General features: G+C 63.9%; 29 protein-coding genes and 1 tRNA gene. 18 read left to right on the plus strand and 12 right to left on the minus strand.

The window, feature by feature from the left end:
- Positions 1 to 171 precede the first annotated feature (171 nt).
- Together GC121_RS15760 and GC121_RS02000 are read left to right on the plus strand one after the other, a co-directional pair.
- Positions 172 to 354 (plus strand): NepR family anti-sigma factor, encoded by a 183-nt coding sequence (locus tag GC121_RS15760; RefSeq protein ID WP_151972511.1) that lies wholly within the window; start codon positions 172 to 174, stop codon positions 352 to 354.
- A complete protein-coding gene (locus GC121_RS02000) occupies positions 351 to 989 on the plus strand; it encodes a sigma-70 family RNA polymerase sigma factor (protein WP_151972512.1) in 639 nt (212 codons plus the stop codon). The genes GC121_RS15760 and GC121_RS02000 overlap by 4 nt, the downstream gene beginning before the upstream one ends.
- A gap of 85 nt (positions 990 to 1,074) precedes the next feature.
- Here the strand turns inward: GC121_RS02000 and GC121_RS02005 are convergent, their stop codons facing one another.
- Positions 1,075 to 1,686 carry a superoxide dismutase gene (locus GC121_RS02005; protein ID WP_151972513.1) on the minus strand — a complete coding sequence of 204 codons (612 nt, stop codon included), beginning with the start codon at positions 1,684 to 1,686 and terminating at the stop codon, positions 1,075 to 1,077.
- A gap of 182 nt (positions 1,687 to 1,868) precedes the next feature.
- Here GC121_RS02005 and glmM point away from each other — a divergent pair, with 182 nt between their 5' ends.
- Complete coding sequence (glmM, locus tag GC121_RS02010) at positions 1,869 to 3,206, plus strand: phosphoglucosamine mutase (RefSeq protein WP_151972514.1); 1,338 nt, start codon at positions 1,869 to 1,871, stop codon at positions 3,204 to 3,206.
- Positions 3,207 to 3,230: 24 nt separating this feature from the next.
- The gene (gene thiD / locus GC121_RS02015; protein ID WP_151972515.1) at positions 3,231 to 3,986 is read left to right on the plus strand and encodes a bifunctional hydroxymethylpyrimidine kinase/phosphomethylpyrimidine kinase; all 756 of its coding nucleotides are present in this window, start codon (positions 3,231 to 3,233) and stop codon (positions 3,984 to 3,986) included.
- Between the two features lie 31 nt (positions 3,987 to 4,017).
- On the opposite strand, the gene GC121_RS02020 is transcribed toward thiD, so the two are convergent.
- The 8 genes from GC121_RS02020 to GC121_RS02055 form a co-directional block, all read right to left on the minus strand.
- On the minus strand, positions 4,018 to 4,233 hold the full coding sequence (locus GC121_RS02020; protein ID WP_199857706.1) for a hypothetical protein: 216 nt from the start codon (positions 4,231 to 4,233) through the stop codon (positions 4,018 to 4,020).
- A complete protein-coding gene (locus GC121_RS02025) occupies positions 4,226 to 4,420 on the minus strand; it encodes a hypothetical protein (RefSeq protein WP_151972517.1) in 195 nt (64 codons plus the stop codon). Before GC121_RS02025 ends, GC121_RS02020 begins: the two co-directional genes overlap by 8 nt.
- 83 nt (positions 4,421 to 4,503) lie before the next feature.
- Entirely contained in the window at positions 4,504 to 4,752 is a 249-nt protein-coding gene (locus GC121_RS02030) for a cold-shock protein (protein ID WP_151972518.1), read from the minus strand.
- A gap of 497 nt (positions 4,753 to 5,249) precedes the next feature.
- Positions 5,250 to 6,134, minus strand: a complete 885-nt coding sequence (locus GC121_RS02035; protein WP_151972519.1) for a TIGR00730 family Rossman fold protein — start codon at positions 6,132 to 6,134, stop codon at positions 5,250 to 5,252.
- Positions 6,135 to 6,193: 59 nt separating this feature from the next.
- A tRNA-Gln gene (locus GC121_RS02040) sits at positions 6,194 to 6,267 on the minus strand.
- A 60-nt stretch (positions 6,268 to 6,327) separates the two neighbouring features.
- On the minus strand, positions 6,328 to 6,747 hold the full coding sequence (locus GC121_RS02045) for a DUF2147 domain-containing protein (protein ID WP_151972520.1): 420 nt from the start codon (positions 6,745 to 6,747) through the stop codon (positions 6,328 to 6,330).
- Positions 6,748 to 6,804: 57 nt separating this feature from the next.
- The gene (locus GC121_RS02050; protein WP_151972521.1) at positions 6,805 to 7,803 is read right to left on the minus strand and encodes a radical SAM protein; all 999 of its coding nucleotides are present in this window, start codon (positions 7,801 to 7,803) and stop codon (positions 6,805 to 6,807) included.
- Positions 7,803 to 9,221 carry an NAD(P)/FAD-dependent oxidoreductase gene (locus GC121_RS02055; protein WP_151972522.1) on the minus strand — a complete coding sequence of 473 codons (1,419 nt, stop codon included), beginning with the start codon at positions 9,219 to 9,221 and terminating at the stop codon, positions 7,803 to 7,805. Before GC121_RS02055 ends, GC121_RS02050 begins: the two co-directional genes overlap by 1 nt.
- A gap of 90 nt (positions 9,222 to 9,311) precedes the next feature.
- Here GC121_RS02055 and GC121_RS02060 point away from each other — a divergent pair, with 90 nt between their 5' ends.
- A complete protein-coding gene (locus GC121_RS02060; RefSeq protein WP_151972523.1) occupies positions 9,312 to 10,361 on the plus strand; it encodes a methyltransferase domain-containing protein in 1,050 nt (349 codons plus the stop codon).
- 11 nt (positions 10,362 to 10,372) lie between these two features.
- Positions 10,373 to 11,371, plus strand: coding sequence for an SDR family oxidoreductase (locus GC121_RS02065; RefSeq protein ID WP_234421072.1), 999 nt, complete (start codon positions 10,373 to 10,375; stop codon positions 11,369 to 11,371).
- 129 nt (positions 11,372 to 11,500) lie between these two features.
- Here the strand turns inward: GC121_RS02065 and GC121_RS02070 are convergent, their stop codons facing one another.
- Positions 11,501 to 12,223 carry a glycosyltransferase gene (locus GC121_RS02070; protein WP_151972525.1) on the minus strand — a complete coding sequence of 241 codons (723 nt, stop codon included), beginning with the start codon at positions 12,221 to 12,223 and terminating at the stop codon, positions 11,501 to 11,503.
- Positions 12,220 to 12,804 (minus strand): TIGR04282 family arsenosugar biosynthesis glycosyltransferase, encoded by a 585-nt coding sequence (locus GC121_RS02075; RefSeq protein ID WP_151972526.1) that lies wholly within the window; start codon positions 12,802 to 12,804, stop codon positions 12,220 to 12,222. The genes GC121_RS02070 and GC121_RS02075 overlap by 4 nt, the downstream gene beginning before the upstream one ends.
- Before the next feature lie 127 nt (positions 12,805 to 12,931).
- On the opposite strand from GC121_RS02075, the gene GC121_RS02080 reads away from it, so the two are divergent.
- Positions 12,932 to 14,134, plus strand: coding sequence for a Ppx/GppA phosphatase family protein (locus GC121_RS02080; protein WP_151972527.1), 1,203 nt, complete (start codon positions 12,932 to 12,934; stop codon positions 14,132 to 14,134).
- The gene (locus GC121_RS02085; RefSeq protein WP_151972528.1) at positions 14,131 to 14,796 is read left to right on the plus strand and encodes an RlmE family RNA methyltransferase; all 666 of its coding nucleotides are present in this window, start codon (positions 14,131 to 14,133) and stop codon (positions 14,794 to 14,796) included. The genes GC121_RS02080 and GC121_RS02085 overlap by 4 nt, the downstream gene beginning before the upstream one ends.
- Positions 14,797 to 14,865: 69 nt before the next feature.
- On the opposite strand, the gene GC121_RS02090 is transcribed toward GC121_RS02085, so the two are convergent.
- Positions 14,866 to 15,507, minus strand: a complete 642-nt coding sequence (locus GC121_RS02090; protein ID WP_151972529.1) for a cytochrome c family protein — start codon at positions 15,505 to 15,507, stop codon at positions 14,866 to 14,868.
- Between the two features lie 161 nt (positions 15,508 to 15,668).
- Between GC121_RS02090 and GC121_RS02095 the strand changes: the two genes are divergently transcribed.
- The 10 genes from GC121_RS02095 to GC121_RS02140 all read left to right on the plus strand — a co-directional run bounded on the left by GC121_RS02095 (position 15,669) and on the right by GC121_RS02140 (position 25,326).
- Positions 15,669 to 16,568 carry a prephenate dehydratase gene (locus tag GC121_RS02095; protein WP_151972530.1) on the plus strand — a complete coding sequence of 300 codons (900 nt, stop codon included), beginning with the start codon at positions 15,669 to 15,671 and terminating at the stop codon, positions 16,566 to 16,568.
- A 2-nt stretch (positions 16,569 to 16,570) separates the two neighbouring features.
- Complete coding sequence (locus GC121_RS02100; protein WP_151972531.1) at positions 16,571 to 17,068, plus strand: GNAT family N-acetyltransferase; 498 nt, start codon at positions 16,571 to 16,573, stop codon at positions 17,066 to 17,068.
- Positions 17,069 to 17,134: 66 nt separating this feature from the next.
- Positions 17,135 to 17,809, plus strand: a complete 675-nt coding sequence (locus GC121_RS02105) for a hypothetical protein (RefSeq protein ID WP_234421073.1) — start codon at positions 17,135 to 17,137, stop codon at positions 17,807 to 17,809.
- Complete coding sequence (locus tag GC121_RS02110) at positions 17,806 to 19,110, plus strand: DUF4350 domain-containing protein (RefSeq protein WP_151972532.1); 1,305 nt, start codon at positions 17,806 to 17,808, stop codon at positions 19,108 to 19,110. Before GC121_RS02105 ends, GC121_RS02110 begins: the two co-directional genes overlap by 4 nt.
- The gene (locus GC121_RS02115) at positions 19,107 to 20,069 is read left to right on the plus strand and encodes a MoxR family ATPase (protein ID WP_151972533.1); all 963 of its coding nucleotides are present in this window, start codon (positions 19,107 to 19,109) and stop codon (positions 20,067 to 20,069) included. The genes GC121_RS02110 and GC121_RS02115 overlap by 4 nt, the downstream gene beginning before the upstream one ends.
- Positions 20,070 to 20,079: 10 nt before the next feature.
- Positions 20,080 to 21,435, plus strand: coding sequence for a DUF58 domain-containing protein (locus GC121_RS02120; RefSeq protein ID WP_151972534.1), 1,356 nt, complete (start codon positions 20,080 to 20,082; stop codon positions 21,433 to 21,435).
- Between the two features lie 121 nt (positions 21,436 to 21,556).
- A complete protein-coding gene (locus GC121_RS02125) occupies positions 21,557 to 22,606 on the plus strand; it encodes a stage II sporulation protein M (RefSeq protein WP_151972535.1) in 1,050 nt (349 codons plus the stop codon).
- Positions 22,603 to 23,490 (plus strand): RDD family protein, encoded by an 888-nt coding sequence (locus GC121_RS02130; protein ID WP_151972536.1) that lies wholly within the window; start codon positions 22,603 to 22,605, stop codon positions 23,488 to 23,490. The genes GC121_RS02125 and GC121_RS02130 overlap by 4 nt, the downstream gene beginning before the upstream one ends.
- Positions 23,491 to 23,492: 2 nt before the next feature.
- Complete coding sequence (locus tag GC121_RS02135) at positions 23,493 to 24,011, plus strand: GNAT family N-acetyltransferase (RefSeq protein ID WP_151972537.1); 519 nt, start codon at positions 23,493 to 23,495, stop codon at positions 24,009 to 24,011.
- A 64-nt stretch (positions 24,012 to 24,075) separates the two neighbouring features.
- Positions 24,076 to 25,326, plus strand: a complete 1,251-nt coding sequence (locus GC121_RS02140) for an EAL domain-containing protein (RefSeq protein ID WP_151972538.1) — start codon at positions 24,076 to 24,078, stop codon at positions 25,324 to 25,326.
- Positions 25,327 to 25,330: the final 4 nt, after the last annotated feature.

The raw sequence follows: 25,330 nt of genomic DNA on the forward strand, positions 1-25,330 counted from the left end.
GCGCCGCAACGCGCTTGTCCAGCCCCGCCGCGCTGCGGCGCGACAATAAGCGGGGAACCGTAGGCCAGCCTTTTCGTTCCTCCTGCACACAGTATTGCAAACGCATAAGCACCGTCGGGATCCGGTCCAATCCCCTCTCTCGGCGGCTTTGGTAGAAAAGCTAACGACGCCATGGGATCTTCCGATCACAAACAGCCTGTTACAGGATCATCCGGTAGGGCACACACTGCCAGACCGGACGAACCGCAATGGACGGCCGGTTTGAAGCGTCTGTACGACAGCGTGGTTGAAGAGCCCCTGCCCGACAGCTTCAGAGACCTGCTCTCCAAGCTGGATAGCGGCGAGGGCAAATGAGCAACGACCAGCCGGAGAGACAACTGCCCAAGCGCAGTGCCGAGGACAAGCGTGCCTTCAAGCGCGAATTGACCGAGGTGGTGCCGCATCTGCGCGCCTTCGCCCGCGGCCTGTGCGGCCGCCCCGATATGGCGGACGATCTGGTGCAGGAAGCGCTGCTGAAAGCATGGGCCGCGCAAGACCGGTTCGAACCCGGCACATCAATGCGCGCATGGACATTCGTGATCCTGCGCAACGCCTATCTTACCGATATGCGCCGCAACCGGTTTCGCGGTGAGTATGATGAAGGTGTGGCGGAACGCATCCTGACCGCTCCGGCAGGGCAGGAAGAACCGATCCACCTGTCCGATTTGCACCGCGCCTTGCTGACCTTGCCCGCCGAACGGCGCGAGGCGCTGCTGCTGGTGGGTGCAGGCGGCTTCTCCTACGAGGAAGCGGCCAATATCTGCGGCTGCGCGGTGGGCACGATCAAGAGCCGCGTGGGCCGCGCGCGCGCTGCTTTAACCAGCATGATAGAAGATGGCGACATCCCCGACCGCTCGGTCGACGACCCCGTCGCGCATCGCGCGATCCTGCAAGAGCTGGACGAAGTTGCTGCTGGCCGGGGCGTTACCGTCGCCATACCGCAAGACTGATCGCGCCCAAACCGACCACGCATAAGAAAGGCCCGCGCCGTTGTGGGCAACGCGGGCCTTACCTTCGCGCAAAAAGCGGTCTGGCTTAGGCAGGGTAAACCCAAGTTGTGCCGCGCGCCAGATTGTCGGCCGCAAAATCCCAATTTAAGTGGCCATCAACCACCGCATCAAGATAGCTCGGGCGGGCGTTCTGGTGGTCGAGATAATAGGCGTGCTCCCACAGATCGATCACCAGCAGCGGGTTCATTTCCTGATCGGCGGCGGTGTCGGCATCATGCGTGTCGACGACTGCGAGCTTGCCGTCCTGCTCGACCAGCCATACCCAGCCGCTGGCAAAGTGGCCCGCGCCCTTGGCCTTCAGCTGGCTCTTCAGCTCTTCGAGCGAGCCGAAACTTTCCTCGATCTTGTCGGCCAGATCGCCGCTCGGCCCGGTGCTGGTGGGGGTCAGCGAGTGCCAGAAGAAGCCGTGGTTCCATACCTGCGCGGAGTTGTTGAACAGCCCGGCACTGGTGCCGCGCGAGGCGGCGATAATCTCTTCCAGCGACTTGTCAGCATGATCGGTGCCGGCAATCGCGTCGTTCGTCTTGGTGACATAGGCCTGGTGGTGCTTGCCATGGTGATAGCTGAAGGTTTCCGCGGTGATCGCAGGCGCAATCGCTTCGGCATCATAGGGCAGCGGCATAAGAGTGAAAGCCATGGGGTTTCGTCCTTCCTGAGTGTTCGGATTTACGGTCTTGCCCCTCCAACGCGTGAAGCCGCGCAGGGTTGCAAGGCCATGCAGATTTCCGCCCGCCCCTTTGCCCGCCCGCTTCGCAGGTGACAAGTCGGCTTGGACGCGGCAAAGACGGGCCACAGCAGCAAAAACCATCAGGGACAGACATGGGACGCACCTATTTCGGCACGGACGGCATCAGGGGCCGCGCTAACGGCACCAAGCTGAACGCCGCCACCGCGATGCGAGTCGGCCAGGCCGCAGGGCGCCACTTCCTGCGCGGCGATCACAAGCACCGCGTGGTGATCGGCAAGGATACGCGGCTGTCGGGCTATATGATGGAAAACGCACTGGTGGCAGGCTTCACCAGCGTGGGAATGGACTGCATCATGACCGGCCCGCTGCCCACCCCCGCCGTGGCGCTGCTGACGCGCGAAATGCGCGCCGATATCGGCGTGATGATCTCCGCCAGCCACAACGCCTATGGCGATAACGGCATCAAGCTGTTCGGGCCGGACGGCTTCAAACTGTCCGACGCGGACGAGGAAGCAATCGAAGCGGCGATGGATGCAGAACCCGTGCTGGCCGAGGGCGACCATATCGGCCGCGCGCGGCGGATCGAGGATGCGCGCGGGCGCTATATCCACGCGGTGAAGCGCGCTTTGCCGTCCGATCTGCGGTTGGACGGGATGAAGATCGTGGTCGATTGCGCCAATGGTGCAGCCTACAACGTCACTCCCACCGCGATCTGGGAACTGGGCGCGGAAGTGATCGCCATGGGCGTGTCGCCCAACGGCACCAATATCAATGACGGCGTCGGCTCCACCGCATTGGACGCGATCAAGGCCCGCGTGGTGGCCGAAGGCGCGGATATCGGCATTGCGCTGGACGGCGATGCCGACCGGCTGATCGTGATCGACGAGAAGGGGCAGGAAGTCGATGGCGACCAGATCATGGGCCTCATCGGCAGCCGCTGGAAGCTGAAAGGCCTGCTGAAAGGCGACGGGATCGTCGCCACCGTCATGTCCAATCTAGGGTTGGAGCGGTTCCTCGCCGGCGAAGGCCTCAAGCTGGTGCGCGCCAAGGTGGGTGACCGCTACGTGCTCGAAGCGATGAAGGCGGGCGGCTACAATGTCGGCGGCGAGCAATCGGGGCACATGATCCTGCTCGATCATGCCACCACCGGCGACGGGACGATTGCCGCGATGCAAGTGCTCGCCGCGATGGTGCGCACCGGCAAGCGCGCGAGCGAGCTGCTGCACCTGTTCGATCCCGTCCCCCAACTGCTCAAAAATGTCCGCTTCGAACACGGCGATCCGCTGGCGGATGCCAAGGTGCAGCAGGCGATTGCCTCCGCCGAGGCCGAACTGGCGGGCAGCGGGCGGCTGGTGATCCGCAAATCGGGCACCGAACCGCTGATCCGGGTGATGGCCGAAGGCGATAACGGGCAGCAGGTCGAGCGCGTGGTCGACAGCATTTGCAACGCGGTGCAGGGGGCGGTTTGATCTCGCTCCATCACATATAGACGGATGACCAATCTCCGCCCTCCCCGCATTCTCGTGATCGCCGGATCGGACAGCTCCGGTGGCGCCGGGATTCAGGCGGATATCAAGACCATCACCATGCTCAGCGGCTATGCCATGACCGCGATCACCGCGCTCACCGCGCAGAACACGCGCGGCGTGCGCGCGGTGGAGGCGTGCGATCCCGATTTTGTCGCCGCGCAGATGGATGCCTGCATGGAGGATATCGGCGTCGATGCGGTGAAAATCGGGATGCTCGGCAGCGCGGACATCGCCGAAGTCGTGGCAGACCGGCTGGAAGACCTGCCCTGCCCCATCGTCTTCGATCCCGTGATGGTCGCCACCAGCGGCAGCGTGCTGGCGGATGCGGCAACAATCGAGGTGTTCGAATGGCTGATGGAGCTGGCGACGCTCACCACGCCCAATGTCCCCGAATTGGAGGCGCTGGGCGGCGCCAGTGCGATGGCGGAACGCGGCGTGGCCTATCTCGCCAAAGGCGGCGATGCCGACGGGCCGATGGTGGAAGACCGGCTGGTCCGGCCGGGCGTAGAAGATGTAGTGTGGAGCGAAGCGCGCATCGTCACCAAACACACCCACGGCACCGGCTGCACGCTCTCCTCAGCGATTGCGACCCACCTCGCACACGGCTTGCTGCTGGAAGAAGCAGTGAGCAAAGCCCGCCGCTTTGTCCGCGAGGCGCTAATGCACGCGCCGGGCTTCGGGCTAGGCAATGGCCCGCTGGGACATCAGGCGGTGCGGTGATACTGGAATAGGGTGTGGCACCCAGATCCGGTCACTTCCGCGACAGCCGCTCAAGCTGCGCCATTGCGTCTTCAAGCCGGGAATAGGAATATGGCCCGACGCGATATTGGACTGTGGTGACAGCCAGGATCGCTTCGGGAACGGGGATTGGCATACCTGGCTTCAGAGCACCGCCTTCGCTTTCCCATTGGCCGGTTCCAGGCTGGGCGGGAATTGCTGCGGTTGGCACGGCGCTCATCTCAGCCATCCTTGTCCGGGGCCGCACGTTCGTCATGCGGCCAGCCCAAATTGGACAGCCCACGCGCTTTACGCCACTCCGCAATCCGCTTCGCTCGCCCTCCTAACAGTTCCACGGCCTGCGCGCGTTCATCGGCAGAGCTCGAGCGGTCGACCTTGATGGCTGCAAGCTGGTGATCGAAGAGAAACTGGTTCATCGGCATCGCGGAAGGCCTTTTGTGACGGAGCGGAGAAGTGCAGAGGCCGGGAGCGGTTAACTCCCGGCCCCCTGCGGTCGAGGTCAGCCCTGCTGGTTGCTGGCCTGTTCCGCTTGGCTCTCGCCCTGCTGGTGCTGCAGGTTCACGGCAAACTTCTTGCCGCCATCAGCCTCGCTGGTTTCATAGCTGAAGCGCTGATCGACCTTCGGGGTCTGGCCTTCCTGCTGCAGATCCGCCTTCTTGAACCGAAGCGCGTCGCCGCCGCCTTCAGGGGAGATTGAGCCGGTGCCCGAGCTGCCGTCATAGCTCTTGATCTTGCCAAAGTTCTGCATGGTAAATCCTCTCGTTTTGACGCAGGCGATCAGTATCAATCGCTTATGCGCAGGCTAAGAGGCGAAAAAGAAAGTAGGGAGGGTCGAATATCGGCCCTCAGGACCGTCGATTGCGACTGGTAGCTGATAATTAAATGGGAATTGCAGGTCGAATTAACAACCCACAACCGATCAATTGAACGGATAAAGATTTACGAATATACCAATTGCCATCCCAACATAGGTGATCGAAATCACAAAAATTGTGATGCGCCTTTGTATAGTCATGTCTTTCCCTTCACGCGAGTGCAGCGCGCCATGATTGGCGCGGCTGCAACTAAGTGGCGGAACTGAAGGAAAGAGCCTCCGAATGGCGGATGCGGTGACCGTCTATTGCGACAGGTAGCTGGCCACGAGGTGGCCATGCCGGACCATCATTACAACCGCAGCTTGCGGTGAAGGTTTCGAACCAGGCCAAAGTTCGCACATCGGATCGCAATCAGAAGGGGCAGCTCACCTCACAGCCCGTAAAACGCCGCAATCGCCGCCCAGCCTTCCTCGGCAGTCTCGCACCAGGTAATGAGTTCGAGATCCTTGGGCGAGATGGTACCTTCTTCCGCAAGCGCGTCGAAATCGATCACCCGCGTCCAGAAATCCTTGCCATAGAGGAGAACCGGAATGGGCTTCATCTTGCCCGTCTGCACCAGCGTCAGCAGTTCGAAAAACTCGTCAAACGTGCCGAAGCCGCCGGGGAACACCGCCACCGCGCGGGCGCGCATCAGGAAGTGCATTTTGCGCAGCGCGAAATAGTGGAAGTTGAGCGACAGGTAAGGTGTTACATACTGGTTGGGCGCCTGCTCGTGCGGCAGGATGATGTTGAGGCCGATGCTTTCCGCCCCCGCATCGCTCGCGCCGCGATTGGCCGCTTCCATGATCGACGGGCCGCCACCCGAGCACACGACAAACTGCCGCTGCCCTTCCTCGATGATCGACATTTCGCTCACCATCTTGGCGAAGCGATAGGCCTCTTGGTAATATTTGGCCTTGGCGGCGAGATTGGCGGCAACTTTCTGGTCGTATTCGCTGCCGTCTTTGGCCGCGTCGATTTTCGCCTGCGCCTCTTCGGGCGAGGGAATGCGCGCCGAGCCGTACATCACCAGCGTCGAGCCGACACCAGCTTCTTCGAGCAGCATTTCGGGCTTCAGCAGCTCCAGCTGGAAGCGCACGGGGCGCAATTCCTCGCGCAGCAGGAAATCGGTGTCGCGGAAGGCCAGCTTGTATGCCGGGTGCCGCGTTTGCGGCGTGGATTGCGGAATGGAATCGGCGAACTTGGCTTCGCGGTCCGCGTGGTAAAAGCGATGATCTTTCAATTCGCTGTCTTTCTGGGATGATTCGTCGCTCACGCGGGTCTCCTCAAAGGCAATAGCTAAGCCCTAGAGTGCCGCGGCGATATTGGGAAGGATGGATGCCCCGCAAGGACTCGAACCTTGATTGACGGAGTCAGAGTCCGCTCTCTTACCATTAGAGGACAGGGCAATACCAATGGAGGGCGCGCCATTATCTTGCACACCGGATTCGGTCAAGGGCGGATAGTGGCTAGCGCGCCGGCCATGTTACCGTCCGGCAGAGCACCGTCACGCAGCCCTGCACGCTGAGCGCGCCGTTGCGGCCCGGACGCACGACCGCGCGGTAGGTGCCGCCATCCTCGGGATTATACACCTGCCCGCGCCACGCACCATCGTCCCAGCGCAGATTGCTGAGCACGCGGATGCCGGTGATCGGGCGATCCCGCAAGGCAGGGTCATCATTGTGCCGGTCGCGATTGGTTTCGCCCGGCTTGTTGCGGATGATCCGCGTGATCGTGCCGCAGCGGGCATTGCCGCAGGGGGCAACGCGGATTTCGACGTAGCCGCCCTGGTCGGTATAAGTGCCGTCAATCGCGGTTTGCGCCGCGGCTGTGGCCGGAAAGGCGAGAGGCAGCGCAAGCGCGGCGGCGGTGAGGAATGTGCGGATCATGAGATAAGCTACGCCCGATGCCGCACAATGGTTGCAGTGGCCAGCAAAATTATAGGCTTACGCCGAGCAGCTTGCTCCGCCCAGCACGCAGAAGCGCGCGCAATGCGGGTGGTTGAGCATCACCTCGCGGTCGGCCTCCGCCACGGTGCCGCCCATGTCGAATTGCGGGTCATACGGCAGCAGCGTGCAGGCGACGACGCGCGCGGTGTCCTCCCCCTTGCGGTGGACGACCATGCGGCTGCTCGCGCACATCTGCGCATCGGGCGAAGTGCCGAGAATGTCCCAGCAGGCGGTGGTGATTTCGGGCACATCCGCCTTGGCGTCCATCTCCGGAAAAAGCACCAGTTGCGCGGGGTTCGCGGTGTCGATGGCGATCCCTTCTCGCTTGAACAAAGCGCCATAGGCCAACCGCGCCTGCTCCTGCGTTTCGCCCGCGAGCGAGCGCCCGGCGGCGGCGATGGAGAAGCCGTTTGCCGAGAGCCAGCGCAAGCCCTCCAGCATTGGCGTCCAGCTGTTCGGCCCGCGCTCTGCCTCGTGAAAGGCTTGCGTGTAATGGTCGATACTCACGCGGATCGTCAGCGCCTCGCCATAGGCCTCGCGCAGCCGCAGCAGCGCCGCCTCGTGCCGCCGCATCGGCTTCAACGCATTGCTCAGGACAAGCACATCAAAGCCCCGCTTCACAGCATCCTCGACCATCGCAATGATGTCCGGATTCATAAACGGCTCGCCACCGGTGAAGCCGATTTCGCGGGGGCGCAAACGTGGTGGCCCGGCATCCACTTCGTCAAGGAAACGGGAAACTTCGTCAGCCGAAAGGTATACTAGCGCGTCATTGGTCGGGCTGCTCTCGATATAGCAATTGGCGCAGGCGAGATTGCACAGCGTGCCGGTGGCGAACCACAGCGTCTCCATCTGCCGCAAAGCGACGCTGGCGCGCGGCTCTCCCTTGGCGGTGACGAAGGGATCGGCGAATTTCTCGCGCGCCAAGGGCTGCGCTGCCACGGCGAAGGGGGATGCGCCAGCGGGCGCGTTGCGGGACAGGGAACGGGTAGCCATCAGAACATCCGGCGGATTTTCGCCAGAAAAGCAACCCAGCGTTTGGGCCATTTGCCGAACACGGTCGGCTCCCACGCCTTGAACGCGGCGGCCTTGGTGATTTCCGAGCGGGTGGGATAGGCGATGATCGCCCCGCCCACATCGAACGTGCCCGCTTTGCCGGTAATCATCTGGCTGAACGGCAGCAGCAATTCCCCCGCATTCGGCCCACAAATGCTCGCGCCGACGACCGACTTGCCTTTCAGCATCACTTTCAAATGCCCTTCGGTATCCCCTTCAGCGATGGCGCGTTCATTGTGGTCGAAGCCTTCCTTCACCACGGTGAGCGCGTCGCCATATTTCGCCCGCGCCTCCGCTTCGGTCAGGCCGATCTGCGCGACTTCGGGCTCGGTATAGGTGCACCAGGGCAGCGCGCGGTAATCGACCTTGCTCGGCAGGCCGAGCGCGATTTCGAGCACCACGCGGCTGCCTTCATAGCCCGAAACGTGCGTCAGGCGCGGCCCGTCGCGGCAGTCGCCGATAGCGTAGATATGCTTCAGATTGGTGCGGCGGCGTTCGTCCACGATGATGCCGCCCCGGCCCGTTTTGACGCCAATCTCTTCCAGCCCGTAATCGGTGATGCGCGGGGAGCGTCCCACGGCGACGAGCAGATGCGATCCGGCGATCTCTACTCCGCCATCCACGGTAACAACCACGCCGCCATCAGCCGTTTGCGCGACCTTTTCCGCCTTGCCTTTGACAAAGCGCACGCCCTCGCGCGTCATCCGGTCCACCACCAGCGCCACCGATTCCGGATCGTCCCGCCCCATCGGCGTGCCCGGCTCGATCACGGTAACTTGGCTGCCCAAGCGGCAGAAGCTCTGCGCCATTTCCATGCCGATCACCCCGCCGCCGATAATGGCGAGTTGTTCGGGCTGCTCCGCCAGATCGAAGATATTCTCGTTGGTGAGATAAGGCACATCACCGATGCCGGGGATCGGCGGCACAAACGGCCCGCTGCCCGTGGCGATCACTATGCGTGGCGCGGTGAGCGTGCGCCCGCCGACTTCGACCGAATGCCGCCCGGTAAACTTCGCCCAATCCTGAATGACCTCGCAGCCCATCCCCTCAAACGTCTCGACCGAATCATGCGGGGCGATATCGGCGATCGCCTTGTGCACATGGGCGTGGACCCCACCCCATTCGATCACCGGCGCGGCCAACTGCACCCCTGCGCGCTTCTCCTCGCGGGCTTCAGCAGCGCGGCGGGCGCTGGCGATCAGCGCCTTTGACGGCACGCAGCCATTATTGAGGCACTCGCCGCCCATCTTGTGGCCTTCAATCAGCGCCACTTTCAGCCCGAACAGCGCGCAGCCGCCGCCTGCGGTCAGCCCCGCGGCACCGCCGCCGATTACGATAACATCATGCGTATATTCCATGGTCGTTCCCCACGTAACTTAGTCTTGCTGGGAAACGAAACGCTTCCTGTCTATGGCCAGCACATTCGCAGTGAAGGGACGAACAGTTTCATGAATCTCCAGAATTCCCAGAATTATTACGGCAAGGTGCTGGGGGGATCATCCGATCTGCGCACCGATGCCTGCTGCACCTTCGAAATGCCCGGAGACGCGGTGCGCAAGGCGCTGAAGAACGTGCATGAGGAGGTGAAGGCCCGCTATTACGGCTGCGGGCTGGTGGTGCCGCAGGCGCTGGAGGGGTGCCGCGTGCTCGATCTGGGATCGGGCAGCGGGCAGGATGCCTATCTGCTGGCGCAACTGGTCGGCCCGAATGGCAGCGTGATGGGTGTGGACGCGACGCCCGAACAGCTGGCCGTCGCGCGCGAATACCAGGAATGGCACGCCGAACGCTTCGGCTTTGCCAATGTCCAATTCGTCGAAGGCGATATCGAGAAGCTGGGCGAACTTGGCCTGGAAGAGGGCAGCTTCGACGTCATCGTCTCCAACTGCGTCATCAATCTGGTGGCGGACAAGGAAGCCGTGTTCCGCGCCGCCCACAAGCTGCTGAAACCCGGCGGGGAACTGTATTTCTCCGACGTCTATGCCGACCGCCGCGTGCCCGCACACCTGCTGAGCGACCCCGTGCTGCATGGCGAGTGCCTGTCGGGCGCGCTCTATTGGGGCGATTTTGAGCGGATCGCCAAGGCCGCCGGATTCGCCGATCCGCGCCTCGTCACCGACCGGCCGATGGGCATCAACGATGCGGAAATCGCCGCCAAGCTGGACGGGATCAACTTTGTCTCCGCCACCTATCGCCTGTTCAAGCTGGCGGGGCTGGAACCGCAATGCGAAGATTACGGGCAGGCGGTCCGCTACAAGGGCAGCGTGCCGGGCGAAGAACGGATGTTCCTCCTCGATGCGCATCATGCCATCGAGAAAGGGCGGATCTTCCCCGTTTGCGGCAATAGCTGGCTGATGCTGGCGGAAACGCGGTTTGCGGAGCATTTCGAGTTTATCGGCGATTTCGCGCATCATTACGGCGTGTTCCCCGGCTGCGGCACGGCGGTGCCGTTCGGCCAATCGGACGCGAATCCCACGAAATCTGACGCGCCCTGCTGCTGATGCGGGTGCTGGTGACGGGAGCCGCCGGGCTGATCGGCGGCGAAGTATGCGCGCGGCTGGCAGCGCGTGGGCACGCGGTCGCGGGACTGGTGCGGCGCAATCCGGAAATTCGCGGCAATGATGGTGCGCTGGTGGACGGCGCGCGGGCGCTGGCGGGCGATGTTACGCAGCCGCTGATGGGGCTGGCGGCGGAACCGTTCGATCTGGTGATCCACTGCGCCGCCAGCCTTGAATTCGACGCGCCCGAGGAAGAACTGCGCGCAGTGAATGTGGAGGGCACACGCAACGCGCTGGCCTTCGCCGCAGCAGCAGGCGCGGGCTTTCTCCATGTCAGCACAGCCTATGTCTGCGGCGCGCGCGATGGGGTGATTGCCGAGGGGCCGGTGCCCGAAGGCACGGCGTTCACCAATCGTTACGAAGCGAGCAAGGCGGAGGGCGAGGCGGTCGTCGCGGCAAGCGGCGTGCCCTTCGCCATTGCCCGCCCCTCGATCGTGCTGGGAGACAGCGCGAGCGGCGAAATCCGCGACTTCCCCTCGCTCTGCAATGTCTTCCGCCTGATGGCGCGCGGCAAGGTGACGCAATTTCCCTGCGTGCCTGGATCAACGCTGGATCTGGTGCCGCTCGACCATGTGGCGGCGGGAATCGTCGTGCTCGCGGAGAGGTTTGAACAGGCGCAGGGCGGCTATTTCCACGTCGTCGCGCGTGATGCCCTGCCAGCTGCGGCGCTGGCGCATGGGGTGCAGCGCGTGGCGCATTTCCCCGATCCGGCGGTGGTCGCGCCGGAGGATTACGACATGGAAGCGCTATCCCCCGCCGAGCGGCTGCTGGCCGGGCGGATGCTGGCGACGTTCGGCGCGTATTTCACCCGCTCGCCGGAGTTTGACGATGCGAAGTTTCGCGGCGTGACGGGGCTGGAATGCCCGGCGACAGAGGACGCATGGCTCGACCGGTTGATCGCTTACGGGATTGCGCGGGGGTATTTGCCGGGGCCCACCACCCGTTCGTCCTGAGCCTGTCGAAGGACTGCTTTTCTTCTGACTAGCGCCAAGTTTCGAAAGGAAAGTGCAGCCCTTCGACAAGCTCAGGGTGAGCGGATGTGGGTTAGGATAAGCTACTGCCTAATGCCTACTGCCTACTGCCTACCGCACATCCGGATAATACCGCTCCAGCCGCTCCCGCGCGCCCAGTCCCCACAGGAACCCCACCTTCAGGTAAATCCAGTTCGCCTTCAGCGCCCCCCATTCGGCAATGCGCCTGTCCGAGGTTTCGATAAAACGCGGCACCAGTTTCACCCGGCCAAAGCGGGTCAGGCGGATGCAGAGGTCGGCCTCTTCCATCACCTTGGCCTCGGGATCGCAGCCACCGCATTCGAGAAATTGCGCGCGGCGGAAGAACATCGCGTGGTCGCCGAAGAGGAGGCGGCATCCTTTGACGAACAGCAACGGGCGGAAGAGCAGCGGCGCGTAATAGGTCTTTGCCCAATTGTGCAGCGTGGTACCCCAGCGCGTTTTCTCCGGCCCGCGCAGGATCGGAGTGAACCCCGCGAGCGAAATGGCCGGGTTCGATAGCGTCTCTTCGATCACCGCGACCATATCAGCAGGCGGGACGGTATCGGCGTGGAGCACGACCACATTTGCGCCCTTTGCTGCTTCGGCCCCCGCATTAATCTGCCGCCCGCGCCCTGCCGGCGTTTCGATAACCCGCCAGCCAGCCTCGCGCGCCAGATCGACCGAACGGTCTGCGCTCCCACCATCGACAGCCACCACTTCCAGCGGCGGCGGATCGAGCGCGGCGATGTGGCGGATCAGCGCGGGCAGTGCCTTTGCTTCGTTGAGCATGGGGATGACGATGCTCGTGCTCATCGCAGAAGCTCCGGCCATTTGGCCAGGTCTTCGGGCCGGTCGCAATCATCGAGTGTTTGAAGCAGACGATAAGAGATGCCGCGCGCTTCCAGCCGCGCTTCGGTCAACGCGCGCACCTGTTCTGTGCCCCATGGCATATCGTCGAAAAGAAACGGCACAGGATCACGAAAGCCGAGCAGATAGTATCCGCCATCGCTCGCAGGGCCGATCACCACCGGCACTTCCTCCAGCGCTTTCGCCGCTGCCAGCAAGTGCTCCGCCGTCACATCGGGAATATCCGCGCCCAGCAAAATCGCCGGAGCAGGCACCCGCGCAAGCCTTGCCCCAAGGTCGCCCTCGCCTTGCGCGATCATCGGCACATCCTCGCCCGGCCACTGCGCGAAGGCGGCGTGCTCTTCGCCCGTCGTCCACACCGCGAACGGCAAGCCCGACGCGCGCATCGTCGACAGCGTCCGCTCCACCAGCAGCCGGTGCAATTCCGCTGCACCTTCTGCCCCCAGCGCGGGGATCAGCCGGGTCTTCGCTTTGCCCGCGACAGGGTATCGGGCGAAGAGGGCAATCGTGGGGAGCGGGTTGGCCATCTCCCTGCCCTAACCTCTCTCAAGAGCACTCGCTACAGCTTAACTTGTATCGAACCCGCCTCTGGTATAGCTTCGCGTCAGGTTCCGCTCGAATGTGGCGGGTTTTTACGATTAGCGAGTTTTCACTATGGCGGAATATTCTCCGCCGGATGGACGCGCCAAGCCCGAAGGAAAAGCGGGCGGCAATAAGCAGGGCAAATCCGCCCACCGCCGCGACGCAAAACAGGGCCGAACGCGCGCTCCCGGCACCAACGGGGCAGAGAGCCCGGCACAAGTCCCGACTCCGGCGAGCAACTGGCGGCGTCCTCCGCACAAATCCTACAAGCAGTCCTATGCCGCGATCGATCTGGGCACCAACAATTGCCGCCTGCTAATCGCGCGTCCGGCGGGGGAGAATTTCGTGGTGATCGACGCTTTCAGCCGCGTTGTCCGGCTGGGCGAAGGGCTGGCGCAAACGGGCCGCCTGTCCGACAAGGCGATGGAGCGCGGGCTGGGTGCGCTGAAAATCTGTGCGGACAAGTTGAAAAAGCGCAATGTCCACCTCGCCCGCTCGGTCGCCACCGAGGCCTGCCGCCGCGCGAGCAATGGCGCGGCATTTATCGAGCGGGTGCGCCAAGAGACCGGCATCGTGCTCGATATTATCAGCGCGCAGGAAGAGGCGCGGCTGGCCGTGCTCGGCTGTCACATCCTGCTGGAGGACGGGCGCGGCCCGGCGGTGATTTTCGACATTGGCGGCGGCTCGACCGAGCTGGTGCTGATTGAACCCGGCGCACCGGTGCCGCGCATTATCGACTGGCAGAGCGTGCCGTGGGGCGTTGTCTCGTTATCGGAAACCGTCGGCCATGAAGGTGGTGACGAAGCCGCGCGGCTGGCCCGCTATGCCGAAATGAAGCGGCTGGTGCGCGAAAGTTTTGCCGAATTTGCCAAGCGGATCGCGCCGCATCAGGCCGAGGACCAGCGCCTGCTCGGCACCAGCGGCACGGTGACGACGCTCGCCAGCGTGCATCTTGGGTTGGTACAATATGACCGGCGCGAAGTGGACGGGCTGATCGTGCGCAGCGACGATATGCTCGCCGTGTCGGAACGCCTTTCGGCCATGTCGCCCGAGCAGCGCGGCGACATTGGCTGCATCGGCAAGGAACGCGCTGAACTGGTGGTGGCAGGCTGCGCCATTCTGGAAGCGATTCTCGAAATCTGGCCCGCCCCGCGTCTTGGCGTTGCCGACAGGGGCATCCGCGAAGGGATTTTGCGCAGCCTGATGGCCGCCGATGCCGAAGGAATGCAGACGCAGGCCGCCTTGCGCCGCGACCGGGCGGAGAATGTGCGATGAGCCGTGCAGGGCCGGATACACACCGCCGCCTTACCAGCGGCAAGAAACGCAAGCCGTCGAGCCAGCGTTGGCTCGAACGCCAGCTCAACGATCCTTACGTCAAAAAGGCCAAGGACGAAGGCTGGCGCAGCCGCGCGGCGTTCAAGCTGATCGAACTGGATGACCGGTTCGGCCTCGTCAAAGGCAGCACCCGCGTGGTCGATCTGGGCATTGCGCCGGGCGGCTGGAGCCAGGTGGTGCGCAAACGCGCGCCCAAGGCAGCGATTGTCGGGATCGATCTGCTCGAAACCGAACCGATCGAAGGCGTGACCATCCTGCAAATGGACTTTATGGACGAAAGCGCACCTGCCGCGTTGGAAGCGGCGCTGGGCGGCCCGGCCGATCTGGTCTTGTCGGACATGGCGGCGAACACTGTCGGCCACAAACAGACCGACCATTTGCGCACCATGGGTCTGGTCGAGGCCGCCGCGTGGTTCGCGGTCGAGATTCTGGCCGAAGGCGGCGCGTTTCTGGCGAAGGGGTTCGCCGGCGGAACCGACAGGGACTTGCTCGACCTGCTGAAAAAGCACTTCAAAACGGTCAAACACGCCAAGCCGCCCGCCAGCCGCAAGGGGTCGAGCGAATGGTATGTCGTGGCGCAGGGCTTCAAGGGGCGCACCTAGCGCTACGCAGAAACGAAAAAGGCCCCGGCGCGAACCGGAGCCCTTTTGCATTCGGCTTTGACGCGCCGCTTATTCGGCAGTCGCAGCAGCCTCGACTTCGGCTTCTGCCGCTGCGGGCGCAGCTTCGTCAGCACCGGCTTCAGCGCCTTCGCCTTCAGTCACAGCGTCCTCACCTTCGGGAGCCGCTTCGGCAGCCGTCACTTCGGGCAGCGGCAGATTGCTGCCCATCGAATTGAGATAGGCCATCAGATTGGCGCGGTCTTCGGGATTGCCGAGACCGGCAAAGCTCATCGACGTGCCGTCGGCAAAACCGCGCGGGCTCGTGAGCCAGGCGTCCATGTTTTCCCACGTCCAGTTGCCGCCATGGCCCGAAAGCGCGGCGGAATATCCAAAGCCCGGCGCGTGGTTGCCGATGGGCAGGCCCATGATGCCATAGAGGTTCGGGCCGATGCCATTGGCGCCGCCCTGTTCTACCGTGTGGCAGGTGGAGCAACGAGCAAAGACCTGCTCACCCGCAGCCGGATCGGCGACAGCGAGCAGTTCTGCAAGCGAGGGGCCGCTATCGGCAACAGCGCCTTCTTCCTCGGCCACGATAACATAGCCCACGCCTTCGATCGGTGTGAAGACCTTGCCGGCGATGATCGACCCGCCGAGAGCGATGCCGAGGCTGGCGAGAACCCAGCCGAAAATCGTGTTCATCTGATCGTTCATGATGGACCATTACTTGCTATTGGAAGTGTTGCGCCGCGCTCTAGTGGCCAGCGGCGGATGGTGCAAGGGGACTTTCGTCGCGTGTTCGCGACTATCGCCGCCCATCCGCGCTTTGCTGGCGCTTGTCGGCGGCGCGCGGGGCGGCTAGGCGCTCCAGCCTGATGCAGAGTTTCCCCGCCCCCGCGCTCGCCATGGTCGAGCAGATGCAGGCCGCCGCCGCTGCCGACCCTGAGCGCGCGATTGCGTTTCAGGGCGCACCGGGTGCCAATTCGCACCGTGCCGCGAACGAATGGGCCCCCGAAGCCCTGCCATTGCCGTGCTTCAGTTTCGCCGACGCGATTGACGCGGTGAAGGATGGCCGCGCAGGCTGCGCGATGATCCCCATCGAAAACTCGCAAGCCGGGCGCGTCGCGGATATCCATTTCCTGCTGCCCGAAAGCGGGCTCTCGATTGTGGGCGAGCATTTCCTGCGCATCAGCCACGCGCTCATGGCGATTCGCGGAGCGACTGGGCCGTTCCAGGCCGCCTACAGCCACCCGCACGCGCTGGCGCAGAGCCGCCATTTCCTGCGCGAACGGGGCATGGTGCCGCTGAGCTTTGCCGATACGGCAGGCGCCGCGGCTTATGTGGCCGAGATGGGAGATCCCTCGGTCGCTGCAATCTCGCCCGCGCTGGCGGCCGACCTCTACGGTCTCGACATCGTCGAGGAGGCGGTCGAGGACGCGCAGGACAACACCACGCGCTTCGTCATTCTGGCACGCGAGGCGCTCGACCCTGCGCAGCTCGCCGGGCAGGAAGCGATGACGACCTTCGTGTTCGAAGTGAAGAATATCCCCGCCGCGCTCTACAAGGCGCTGGGCGGCTTTGCCACCAATGGCGTCAATATGACCAAGCTGGAAAGCTACCAGCAAGGCACCAGCTTTGCCGCCAGCCTGTTCTATGCCGACATCATCGGCGCGCCGGGCGATCCGGCGGTCGACCGGGCAATGGAGGAACTGGCCTTCCACTGCACGCAGGTGTCGATGTTCGGCACCTATCCGCTGGCGCGCAAGCGGGGGTAGGCATGGCGGAACATCCGGTATTTGTGATCGCTGAAGAGCCGCCCACCACGCCGGACATTCTCGCATTGCTGGACGCGCATCTGGCAGAGATGCACCGCTGCTCGCCAGCGTGCAAAGTCAACGCCCTTCCTGCTCGCAGACTGGCTGATCCCGATGTGACCTTCTTTGCCGCCCGGTCGCAGGGCGCGCTCGCAGCCATCGGTGCGCTGCGCTGGCTGGACGAAGCACGATGCGAAATCAAATCGATGCGCGCTGCGCAGGAGTGGCGCGGCAAGGGGGCAGGCCAGGCCATGCTCCAGCATCTGCTTCGCACCGCCAGCGATAATGGCCGGCTATGGGTTGGCCTCGAAACGGGTCGCCATCCGGTGTTCGCACCGGCGACAAGGCTTTACGCAGCGGCAGGCTTTGCGGAGTGCGAACCGTTTGACGATTACGTGTCGGACGATTTCAGTATGTGCATGGCCATGCGGCTCGACCCCGCCAATTTCCTGTTATCCTGAACAAAAGCCTAGCGGAACACCAGCAAGCCGTTGCGTCGCGCGCTACGCCGTGTAACTCTCCCTTGTGTGACAGCCGCTCAGGGGATTCCGGTCGATTATAACGACGCGCCGCCAGCGCCGGGCGATAGCTTCGCCGAGGCTTGGGAGGATGTGCGCAGCGACGAATCGATCCAGTTTGCCGAAGTCGAAATGCCCGAGGCGGAGCCGCCGCCCGACTGGCTGACCGACTTTATGGAATGGCTGGGCTCCGCCTTCTTGCCCGTCACCAATTTTCTGGTCGGTGCCTGGCCGGTGCTCAAATGGGTGCTGCTGGCGTTGGCGATTGCGGGCGCGCTGTATGCCCTCATCCGCATCCTCGCCCCTGATCTGCTCGCCCGCCGCCGCCGTGTGACGAGCGAAGGCGAATGGGTGCCCGAACAGAGCGAAGCGCTGGCCCTGCTCGAAGAGGCTGACAGGCTGGCAGCGGAAGGCAAATATGACGCTGCGACGCATTTGCTGCTCAAACGCTCGGTCGGCCAGATTGCAGCCGCACGGCCCGAGATTGTCGAGCCGTCGAGCACAGCGCGCGAATTGTCCGCCGAACCGCGCATTCCCGAAAAGGCGCGCACCGCTTTCGGCATTATCGCCACGCGGGTGGAGCGCAGCCTGTTCGCGCTCAGCGCGCTCAATCGCGAGGATTGGCAGGTCGCGCGCGATGCCTATGCCGAATTTGCCCTCCAACAGCGGGCGCTCGCCGGATGAGCGCCGCCGCCCCCGTGGTGCAGACGCGCCGCCGCAATCCGTTCCGGGCGGGAACCGTGCTGGCGGTGCTTGCGATTGGCGCGGCAGCATTCTTGCTGATGCTTTACGCCATCGGGCAGGGCTGGACGGGCAATGACGAACGCAATGGCGGCGAGCACGCGGGCTCCACCGCCATACCTGGGTTCAAGGGCCTGCACGATCTGCTGGAAAACCAGGGCTATGATGTGCAGCTTTCGCGCAGCGAAGCGGGCTATGACGAATATGGCCTGCTGGTGCTCACCCCGCCCCAATTCTCCAGCCCCGACCAGATTGCCGACCTGCTCGAACAAAGGCTCGAATCGGGCATGGGGCCGACGCTGCTGATCCTGCCCAAATGGTCAGCCTTTGCGGTCCCACCGCAATTGCAGGAGCAATCTGGCGCGCAGGATGGCTGGGTCTTCCTCGGCGATGCCTCTCCCGCCAACTGGTACGACGAACTGCCCTTTGCCGAAGGGGCAGAGCTGGTGGTGGGGCGCACCGGCGGCTGGAGCGGGATGGAGCGGCGCGGCAGCCTGCCCGCACCCGAGCAGGTGCAAGCCTTGCAGAGCCAGCCGGGCGAAGCAAAACTCACCCCGCTCGTGACAGACCGCGAAGGTGATATGCTGGCGGGCGCGTTCGGCGACCCTTCCTCGCTGTTTGACACCGGATATGGCTATTATGACGGGCAATATCCCTTCATCGTGGTTTTCGAGCCTGACCTGATGAACAATTACGGGATGGAAGACCGCGCCCGCGCTGAACTGGCGATGGCGATTATCGACAGCGCGATGGTGGGCGATCCCGCAATGCCGGTGCTGTTCGACATGACGCTGCCCGGCCTCGGATCGAGCGAGAACCTGCTGACGCTCGCCTTCAGCCCGCCCTTCCTTGCCGCGACCTTGTGCCTGCTGTTTGCCGCGCTCGTCATCGCGTGGCGCGGGTTCAACCGTTTCGGCGCGCCGGTGGCAGAGGCGCCCACCCGCGCACAGGGCAAGCGCGAGCTGGCGCGCAACGGTGCGGCGCTGGTGGCGCGGGTGAAGCGGTTCCACCTGCTCGCCGATCCCTATGCGGCGCTGATGGGCAAACGCATCGCGGCGCAATTGGGCATAAAGGACACCCATCCCGAAGCGCGCGCCAAGGCCATTGACCGCGCATTGTCGCGGCGCGGTCTTGAACCCGCCTTCACCGCGCGCGCCAATGAATTGCGCAATGCGGGCAATCCCAAAGACATCATACGCGCGGCAAGCGCGCTCAAGGACATCGAAAGGATGCTGAAACGATGAGCATGACGCTGGAACAGACGGCCGAACTGGCGGGCGCGATCCGCACTGAAGTTGGCAAGGCGATTGTCGGCATGGACGAGACGGTGGAGCATTTGCTCATCGCGCTGGTGGCACAGGGGCACGTGCTACTGGAAGGCCCGCCCGGCACCGCGAAAACCTTTCTCGCCAATTGCTTCGCCTACGCAACCGGCCTCGATTTCGGGCGCATCCAGTTTACGCCCGATCTGCTCCCCGGCGATATTCTCGGCTCCAACCTGTTCAACTTCCAGACCAGCCAGTTTACCCTGACGCGCGGGCCGATTTTCTGCGAGCTGCTGCTGGGGGACGAGATCAACCGCACCCCGCCCAAAACGCAGGCCGCGCTGCTCGAAGCCATGCAGGAACGCAAGGTGACGCTGGATGGCGAGACGCACCAGCTCAGCGAGCAATTCATGGTGGTGGCCACGCAGAACCCGATCGAGAACCAGGGCGTCTACCCGCTGCCCGAAGCGCAGCTTGACCGGTTCGCCTTCAAGCTGCTCGTGCCTTACCCCAGCGCGGAGGAAGAAGCGCAGATCGTCCGGCGGTTCGGTGATCGCAGCGGGCCGCAAAAGCCGGCCGATTTCGGCATCGCGCAAGTCGCCTCGCCCGAAACCATCGGTGCCGCGCAGGCAGCGGTGAAAAGCGTGACCTTGGCGCCCGAAGTGATCGACTACGCCGTGTCGCTGGTGCGCGCGACCCGCGAAAGCGCCGATCTGGCGAGCGGGGCGAGCCCGCGTGCCGCCGTGCTGCTCGCCAACGCCGCCCGCGCCCGCGCCGCGCTGCAAGGCCGGCATTACGTGATCCCCGACGATGTGAAGGCGCTCGCCACCGCCGTACTGCGCCACCGCCTGCTGCTGTCTCCGGCCGCCGAAATCGAAGGCAAGCTGGTGGAAGATCTGGTCGCCGGACTGATCGAACAGACCGAGGCACCGCGGTAATCACAAGAGTATGAAGTTCCTCCGCCGCCTCAAACCTCCGGCATCGCCGATTGTCCCCACCGGGTTGACGCTGGGGCTGCTCGTGTTGCTCGCGCCGCTGGCAGTGGTGGTCGCGGCAACCGCGCCGCAAGCGTGGATCATCGCTCCGGCAGCGGCAGCGGCACTACTGCTGGTCGCGCTAATCGATGGCTGGCTGGCGGGCAGCATGCGGCATTTTGAATATACGGTGCCGGGCGATGTCGAGGTCGGCCAGCCTGCGCATATCCGTGTCACCGCGCAGATCGAACGCGATAGCGATGCCAGCCTGCCCGAAGCCTCGCTCGGCTTCGATCCGCGGCTGGGCAAGGACGGCAAGGCCGATTTCACGCTCCAGCCGACGGGCACGGCCAACAGCTTCTCCGGCATGGGCGAGGCGGTGCCGGTGCGGCGCGGGACGGGTGAACTGCACGATCTGTGGCTGCGCTGGCGCGGCCCGCTGGGGCTGGCGGTGCGGCAGAAGCACATCCCGCTCGCGGCCCAAATCCGCGTCTGGCCCGATCTCTCGCCGGTGCGCTCCCCGGTGCTGCAAGCCTTTATGCGGGACGCGCAGTTCGGCATCGTCGCACGGCGCATTCGCGGCGAAGGCACCCAGTTCGAAGCGCTGAGCGAGTACGAGCCGGGCATGGACCGCCGCCGGATCGACTGGAAAGCCAGCGCGCGCCACACCGCGCTCTACGCCCGCGAGAATGAAAGCGAGCGCGACAATCAGGTCGTGCTCGCCTTCGATTGCGGCCAGTCGATGTGCGAGCCGGTGGACGGCCTGCCACGGATCGACCGCGCCGTATCCGCCGCGCTGACCGCCGCCTATGTCGCGCTCAAAGGCGGCGACCGGGTGAGCCTGTTCGGCTTTGCCGATCACCCGCAGGTGATGACGCCGTTCATCACCGACACCCGTGCTTTCCACCGCCTGCAAAGCGCGGCGGCGGAGCTGGATTACACCCCGCGCGAGCCCAATTTCACGCTGGCACTGGCGACGCTGACCGCGCGGCTGAAGCGGCGGTCGCTCATCATCCTGTTTTCCGACTTTACCGATCCGACTTCGGCGGAACTGATGGTCGAAAGCGTCGAGCGGCTGGTGCGGCACCACCTCGTGATTTTCGTCACCATGGTCGATACCGAGCTGGAAGAACTGACCTCGGGCGAGGCGGACAATATCGGCGATATCGCGATTGCCGTCAGCGCCGATTCGCTCGCCACCCAGCGCGCGCTGGTGCTGCAACGGCTGCGGCGGCTCGGCGTCAATGTGATTGAGGCACCGCATGATGCCATCGGCTACCAGCTGATCGACCTCTATCTGCAAACCAAACGGGCGGAGGCCATCGGGTGATGACTGGTATTTGTCATTGCGAGGAGCCGAAGGCGACGCGGCAATCCAGTCCCGACGGCAGGACTGGATTTCCGCGCTCCCTGCCGTCGCTCGCAATGACGGTGCGGGAGGAGCAAAGCTGATGCCGTTCGCTTTCCTCAAATCCGCCGAAATCACTCCGCCCGCCGATATCGAAGCGGCAAGCCTGCGGTCCGACCGCTTCCGGCTGGAACGCGAAGTCGATTGGCAGCGGTTGGAACAAATTGTCACCGCACTCGAAAAAGGGCGACCCGGACGGATCAATGATGATGATCTGCTCGAACTCCCCGTGCTCTATCGCAAGACCGCCTCCAGCTTAGCCGTCGCACGCGAAACCTCGCTCGATGCGGCAACACTCGACTATCTCGAAGCGCTGGTGAGGCGCGCCTGGTTCCAGATTTACGGCCCGCGCATCGGCCTGTTCGGCTGGCTGCGGCGGTTTTTCGCCGGTGGTTGGAGCGCGGCGATCCGCGATATCTGGCTCGATATCTGCATTTCTTTCGCGGTGATGGTGGCGGGCGCGCTGGTCGGCTGGTTGCTGGTCGCGCGCGATAGCGACTGGTTCTTCGCGCTCGTCCCCGGCGAAATGGCGGGCGGGCGCGTGCCCGGCGCAGACCGCGCGCTGCTCGAAGAAACGCTGGCGCATCAGGGCGGGACGGAGGGGCTGACCGCTTTTGCTGCCTCGCTGTTTTCCAACAATAGCGGTGTTGCCATCATGGCCTTTGCACTGGGCTTTGCCTTCGGCGTGCCGACCGTGCTGCTGCTCGTCTACAACATGGCGCTGCTGGGCGCGATGATGTGGGTGTTTGCCGATGCCGGGCTGGGCTGGGAATTTGCCGCGTGGCTTTCGGTTCACGGCACAACCGAGATCGGCGCGATCATGCTGGCAGGCGCGGCGGGGCTGCATATCGGGCGGCAGATGGCGTTCCCCGGCCAGCGCGCGATTATCGCCGCAATGCAGGATGCCGGGGTGCGCGTGGCGGTGGTGATGGTGGGCGTGACGGTGATGATGATCATCGCCGGCCTGCTCGAAGGCTATGCCCGCCAGCTGGTGGACGATACTGGCGCGCGCTTTGCCATTGGCGGCACGATGCTGGCTTTCTGGATCGTCTATTTCGCGGCGATGAGGCGCCCGCGGGAGAGCGATACATGAGCCTTTCTGACGCTCTGGCGCGGGACGCCAACACCAAGCGTGATCGCGTGCTGGTGACGCCCGAGGGCCTTGCGCTGCCGCTGCGCGTCGGCAGCAAGGGCGCGCGGGCGGGCGCGCTGCTGCTCGATCTGACGATCTGGTTTGTCGGCCTGATCCTCTTCTTCCTCGCCATGGGTGCGATCGGCTGGGGCCTGCTCGATCTCGAATCCTCCCCCGAGAACAATCCCGTTCTGGAAGCGGTGATCGTGTTTGTGGTGCTGGTCCTGTTTCTGGCCCGCTACGGCTATTTCATGATTTTCGAACTCGGCCCGCGCGGCGCGACGCCGGGCAAGCGCGTGCTCGGCCTGCGCGTGGCGGCGCGCGACGGCGGGCGGCTAACGGCGGAAATGGTGATCGCGCGCAATCTGATGCGCGATGTCGAGGTGTTCATCCCGATGTTCTTCCTTCTCGGCGGTTCGCAAGAGGCAGGCGTTGCGGGCATTGCCGCCTTCTTCTGGCTGGCGGTGTTTGTGCTCTTCCCCTTCTTCAACAAGGATGCCCTGCGCGCGGGCGATCTGGTGGCGGGGACGTGGGTGGTCGAAGCCAAACAGGCCAAGTTGAAAGAGGCGATGTCGCTCGCCCCAGACCGCAGCCGCGAATACCGCTTCGGCGACGAAGAACTCTCCGTCTATGGCGAGCACGAGCTGCAAGTGCTCGAAAATGTGCTGCGGCAGAGCAATCCCGATGCGCTGCGCGATGTGGCGGAGGCGATTACCAGAAAGATCGGCTGGCAATTGGGCAGCGGCGACGAACGCGAATTCCTCGAAGCCTTCTACGCCGCTTTGCGCGGACACCTGGAAAGCGGAATGCGCTTCGGCAAGCGCAAGAAGAACAAGTTTTCCTGACGATGCTGCTGCGCGCTGCTGTTCCCGAAGATGCCGAAGCCCTCGCCCGGCTGGGCCGCGAGAGCTTTTGCACCGCGTTTGCGCATCTGTATCGTGCGGAAGACCTCGAAGCGTTCCTCCAGCAGGCCTATTCGGTGGAGGCCGTCGCGGGCGAAATTGCCGATCCGGCGATCACCCATCGGCTGGCGCAGGGCGCAGAAGGCGGGCCGCTCACCGGCTTTATCAAGGTTAAGCAGCCGAGCGGGTATGAGGATTATTCCGACGCTGCCAATCCGCTCGGGCTCGGCCAGCTTTATTGCGACCCCGCGCATACCGGGAAAGGCATCGGTGCGCTGCTGATGGACTGGGCGCTGGCCGAAGCGCGGGCGCGCGGCTGCGATGCGATCCAGCTGTCGGTCTTTGCGGAAAACTTCGGCGCGCAGCGGTTCTACCAGCGGTACGGCTTTGCCAAGATCGCCGATATCGGCTTCTGGGTCGGCGAACAGCGCGACGATGAATTCCTTTACGAGTTGCGCCTCTGACCGGCAGTCTGCGCAGCGGTAAAGTTAAGTCCGCCTTAGGGGTTTTCTGGCACTCAAGTCCCCTATGGCTACTGCCCCCATCCTGCTGCCCGAATTCGAGGCACCTGCCGCCCCGCTCGCCGACGAGCTGGTGAACGATCCCGCAATCGAGCGGGTGCTCGCATCGGTGCGCGGCCACCTTGGCGTCGAAATCGCCTTCGTCTCGCGCTATGTCGAAAACGAACAGCGCGAGCTGACCCATGTCAGCAGCGATCTCGATCTGCCCTTGGGGCCGGGCTTCCGCGAGGACCGCGAGGATTCCTATTGCTGGCACATCCTGCAAGGGCGCTTGCCCGAGCTGATCCAGGACCCGTCGGATCACCCGATCACCGGCAAGATGAAAATCACCGAAATGCTGCCCGTTGGCTGCCACATCAACACCCCGCTGCGGCTGTCGGACGGCACAGTGTGGGGCAGCTTCTGCGCATTGGGCCGCCAGCCCGACCGGACCTTGACCGAACGCGATTTGAACGTGCTCAAAAGCTTTGCTGGCCTCGCCGCCGAACGCATCGAAAGCTCGCTCGAAAACACAATGAAGCTGGAAGCGGCGCGGTCGCGGGTCAAATCCATGCTCGACGGGCATGGCGTCTCGACCTTCCAGCAACCGATCGTCTCGCTGGAAACGGGCAAGCCGGTGGGCGTCGAATGCCTCAGCCGCTTTCCCGATGTGACCAAGCGCGGCCCCGATGCGTGGTTCGAGGATGCCGAACTGGTGGGTCTGGGCAAAGAGCTGGAAATGACCGCGGTGCGCGTGGCGCTGGAAACGCTGGGGCATATTCCCGAGGGAATGTATGCGACGATCAACGTCTCCCCGCAAACCGTAGTGTCGGGCGTGCTGCGCGAACTGCTCGCGCAGTCGGAGCCCGCCAATCTGGTGGTCGAGATCACCGAAAATTGCCAGGTCGATGATTTTGACGCGCTGGCGCAGGAAATCGCGGCGCTGAAGGCCTTTGCCCGCATCGCCATCGACGATGTTGGCACCGGCTATTCGGGGCTTCGGCACATTGTCGATCTGCAACCCGATATCCTCAAGATGGATATGGTGCTCACGCGCGGCATCGAAGCCGATCCGGCACGCCAAGCCATGACCAGCGCACTGGTGCGACTGGCGAGTGAAATCGGCTGCATCGTCGTTGCCGAGGGGATCGAGACCAAGGACGAAGCGCGCACGATGAAGCGGCTCGGCGTCCAGTGCGGGCAAGGCTATCTCTATTCGCGGCCGCTGCCGGTGGTCGCGGCGCAGCAATTCCTGCTGAGCGGCGGGAACGCGGTTTAGTCCT

Origin of the sequence: Erythrobacter sp. EC-HK427, assembly GCF_902498745.1 — a bacterium.
Taxonomy (GTDB): Bacteria; Pseudomonadota; Alphaproteobacteria; order Sphingomonadales; family Sphingomonadaceae; genus Alteraurantiacibacter.

What these genes read in the sequence shown, in the direction of transcription:
- GC121_RS15760 (WP_151972511.1), top strand. Translation starts at nt 172, where the DNA reads ATGGGATCTTCCGATCACAAACAGCCTGTTACAGGATCATCCGGTAGG.
- GC121_RS02000 (WP_151972512.1), top strand. Translation starts at nt 351, where the DNA reads ATGAGCAACGACCAGCCGGAGAGACAACTGCCCAAGCGCAGTGCCGAG.
- GC121_RS02005 (WP_151972513.1), bottom strand. Translation starts at nt 1,686, where the DNA reads ATGGCTTTCACTCTTATGCCGCTGCCCTATGATGCCGAAGCGATTGCG.
- glmM (WP_151972514.1), top strand. Translation starts at nt 1,869, where the DNA reads ATGGGACGCACCTATTTCGGCACGGACGGCATCAGGGGCCGCGCTAAC.
- thiD (WP_151972515.1), top strand. Translation starts at nt 3,231, where the DNA reads ATGACCAATCTCCGCCCTCCCCGCATTCTCGTGATCGCCGGATCGGAC.
- GC121_RS02020 (WP_199857706.1), bottom strand. Translation starts at nt 4,233, where the DNA reads ATGGCTGAGATGAGCGCCGTGCCAACCGCAGCAATTCCCGCCCAGCCT.
- GC121_RS02025 (WP_151972517.1), bottom strand. Translation starts at nt 4,420, where the DNA reads ATGAACCAGTTTCTCTTCGATCACCAGCTTGCAGCCATCAAGGTCGAC.
- GC121_RS02030 (WP_151972518.1), bottom strand. Translation starts at nt 4,752, where the DNA reads ATGCAGAACTTTGGCAAGATCAAGAGCTATGACGGCAGCTCGGGCACC.
- GC121_RS02045 (WP_151972520.1), bottom strand. Translation starts at nt 6,747, where the DNA reads ATGATCCGCACATTCCTCACCGCCGCCGCGCTTGCGCTGCCTCTCGCC.
- GC121_RS02050 (WP_151972521.1), bottom strand. Translation starts at nt 7,803, where the DNA reads ATGGCTACCCGTTCCCTGTCCCGCAACGCGCCCGCTGGCGCATCCCCC.
- GC121_RS02055 (WP_151972522.1), bottom strand. Translation starts at nt 9,221, where the DNA reads ATGGAATATACGCATGATGTTATCGTAATCGGCGGCGGTGCCGCGGGG.
- GC121_RS02060 (WP_151972523.1), top strand. Translation starts at nt 9,312, where the DNA reads ATGAATCTCCAGAATTCCCAGAATTATTACGGCAAGGTGCTGGGGGGA.
- GC121_RS02070 (WP_151972525.1), bottom strand. Translation starts at nt 12,223, where the DNA reads ATGAGCACGAGCATCGTCATCCCCATGCTCAACGAAGCAAAGGCACTG.
- GC121_RS02075 (WP_151972526.1), bottom strand. Translation starts at nt 12,804, where the DNA reads ATGGCCAACCCGCTCCCCACGATTGCCCTCTTCGCCCGATACCCTGTC.
- GC121_RS02080 (WP_151972527.1), top strand. Translation starts at nt 12,932, where the DNA reads ATGGCGGAATATTCTCCGCCGGATGGACGCGCCAAGCCCGAAGGAAAA.
- GC121_RS02085 (WP_151972528.1), top strand. Translation starts at nt 14,131, where the DNA reads ATGAGCCGTGCAGGGCCGGATACACACCGCCGCCTTACCAGCGGCAAG.
- GC121_RS02090 (WP_151972529.1), bottom strand. Translation starts at nt 15,507, where the DNA reads ATGAACGATCAGATGAACACGATTTTCGGCTGGGTTCTCGCCAGCCTC.
- GC121_RS02095 (WP_151972530.1), top strand. Translation starts at nt 15,669, where the DNA reads ATGCAGAGTTTCCCCGCCCCCGCGCTCGCCATGGTCGAGCAGATGCAG.
- GC121_RS02100 (WP_151972531.1), top strand. Translation starts at nt 16,571, where the DNA reads ATGGCGGAACATCCGGTATTTGTGATCGCTGAAGAGCCGCCCACCACG.
- GC121_RS02110 (WP_151972532.1), top strand. Translation starts at nt 17,806, where the DNA reads ATGAGCGCCGCCGCCCCCGTGGTGCAGACGCGCCGCCGCAATCCGTTC.
- GC121_RS02115 (WP_151972533.1), top strand. Translation starts at nt 19,107, where the DNA reads ATGAGCATGACGCTGGAACAGACGGCCGAACTGGCGGGCGCGATCCGC.
- GC121_RS02120 (WP_151972534.1), top strand. Translation starts at nt 20,080, where the DNA reads ATGAAGTTCCTCCGCCGCCTCAAACCTCCGGCATCGCCGATTGTCCCC.
- GC121_RS02125 (WP_151972535.1), top strand. Translation starts at nt 21,557, where the DNA reads ATGCCGTTCGCTTTCCTCAAATCCGCCGAAATCACTCCGCCCGCCGAT.
- GC121_RS02130 (WP_151972536.1), top strand. Translation starts at nt 22,603, where the DNA reads ATGAGCCTTTCTGACGCTCTGGCGCGGGACGCCAACACCAAGCGTGAT.
- GC121_RS02135 (WP_151972537.1), top strand. Translation starts at nt 23,493, where the DNA reads ATGCTGCTGCGCGCTGCTGTTCCCGAAGATGCCGAAGCCCTCGCCCGG.
- GC121_RS02140 (WP_151972538.1), top strand. Translation starts at nt 24,076, where the DNA reads ATGGCTACTGCCCCCATCCTGCTGCCCGAATTCGAGGCACCTGCCGCC.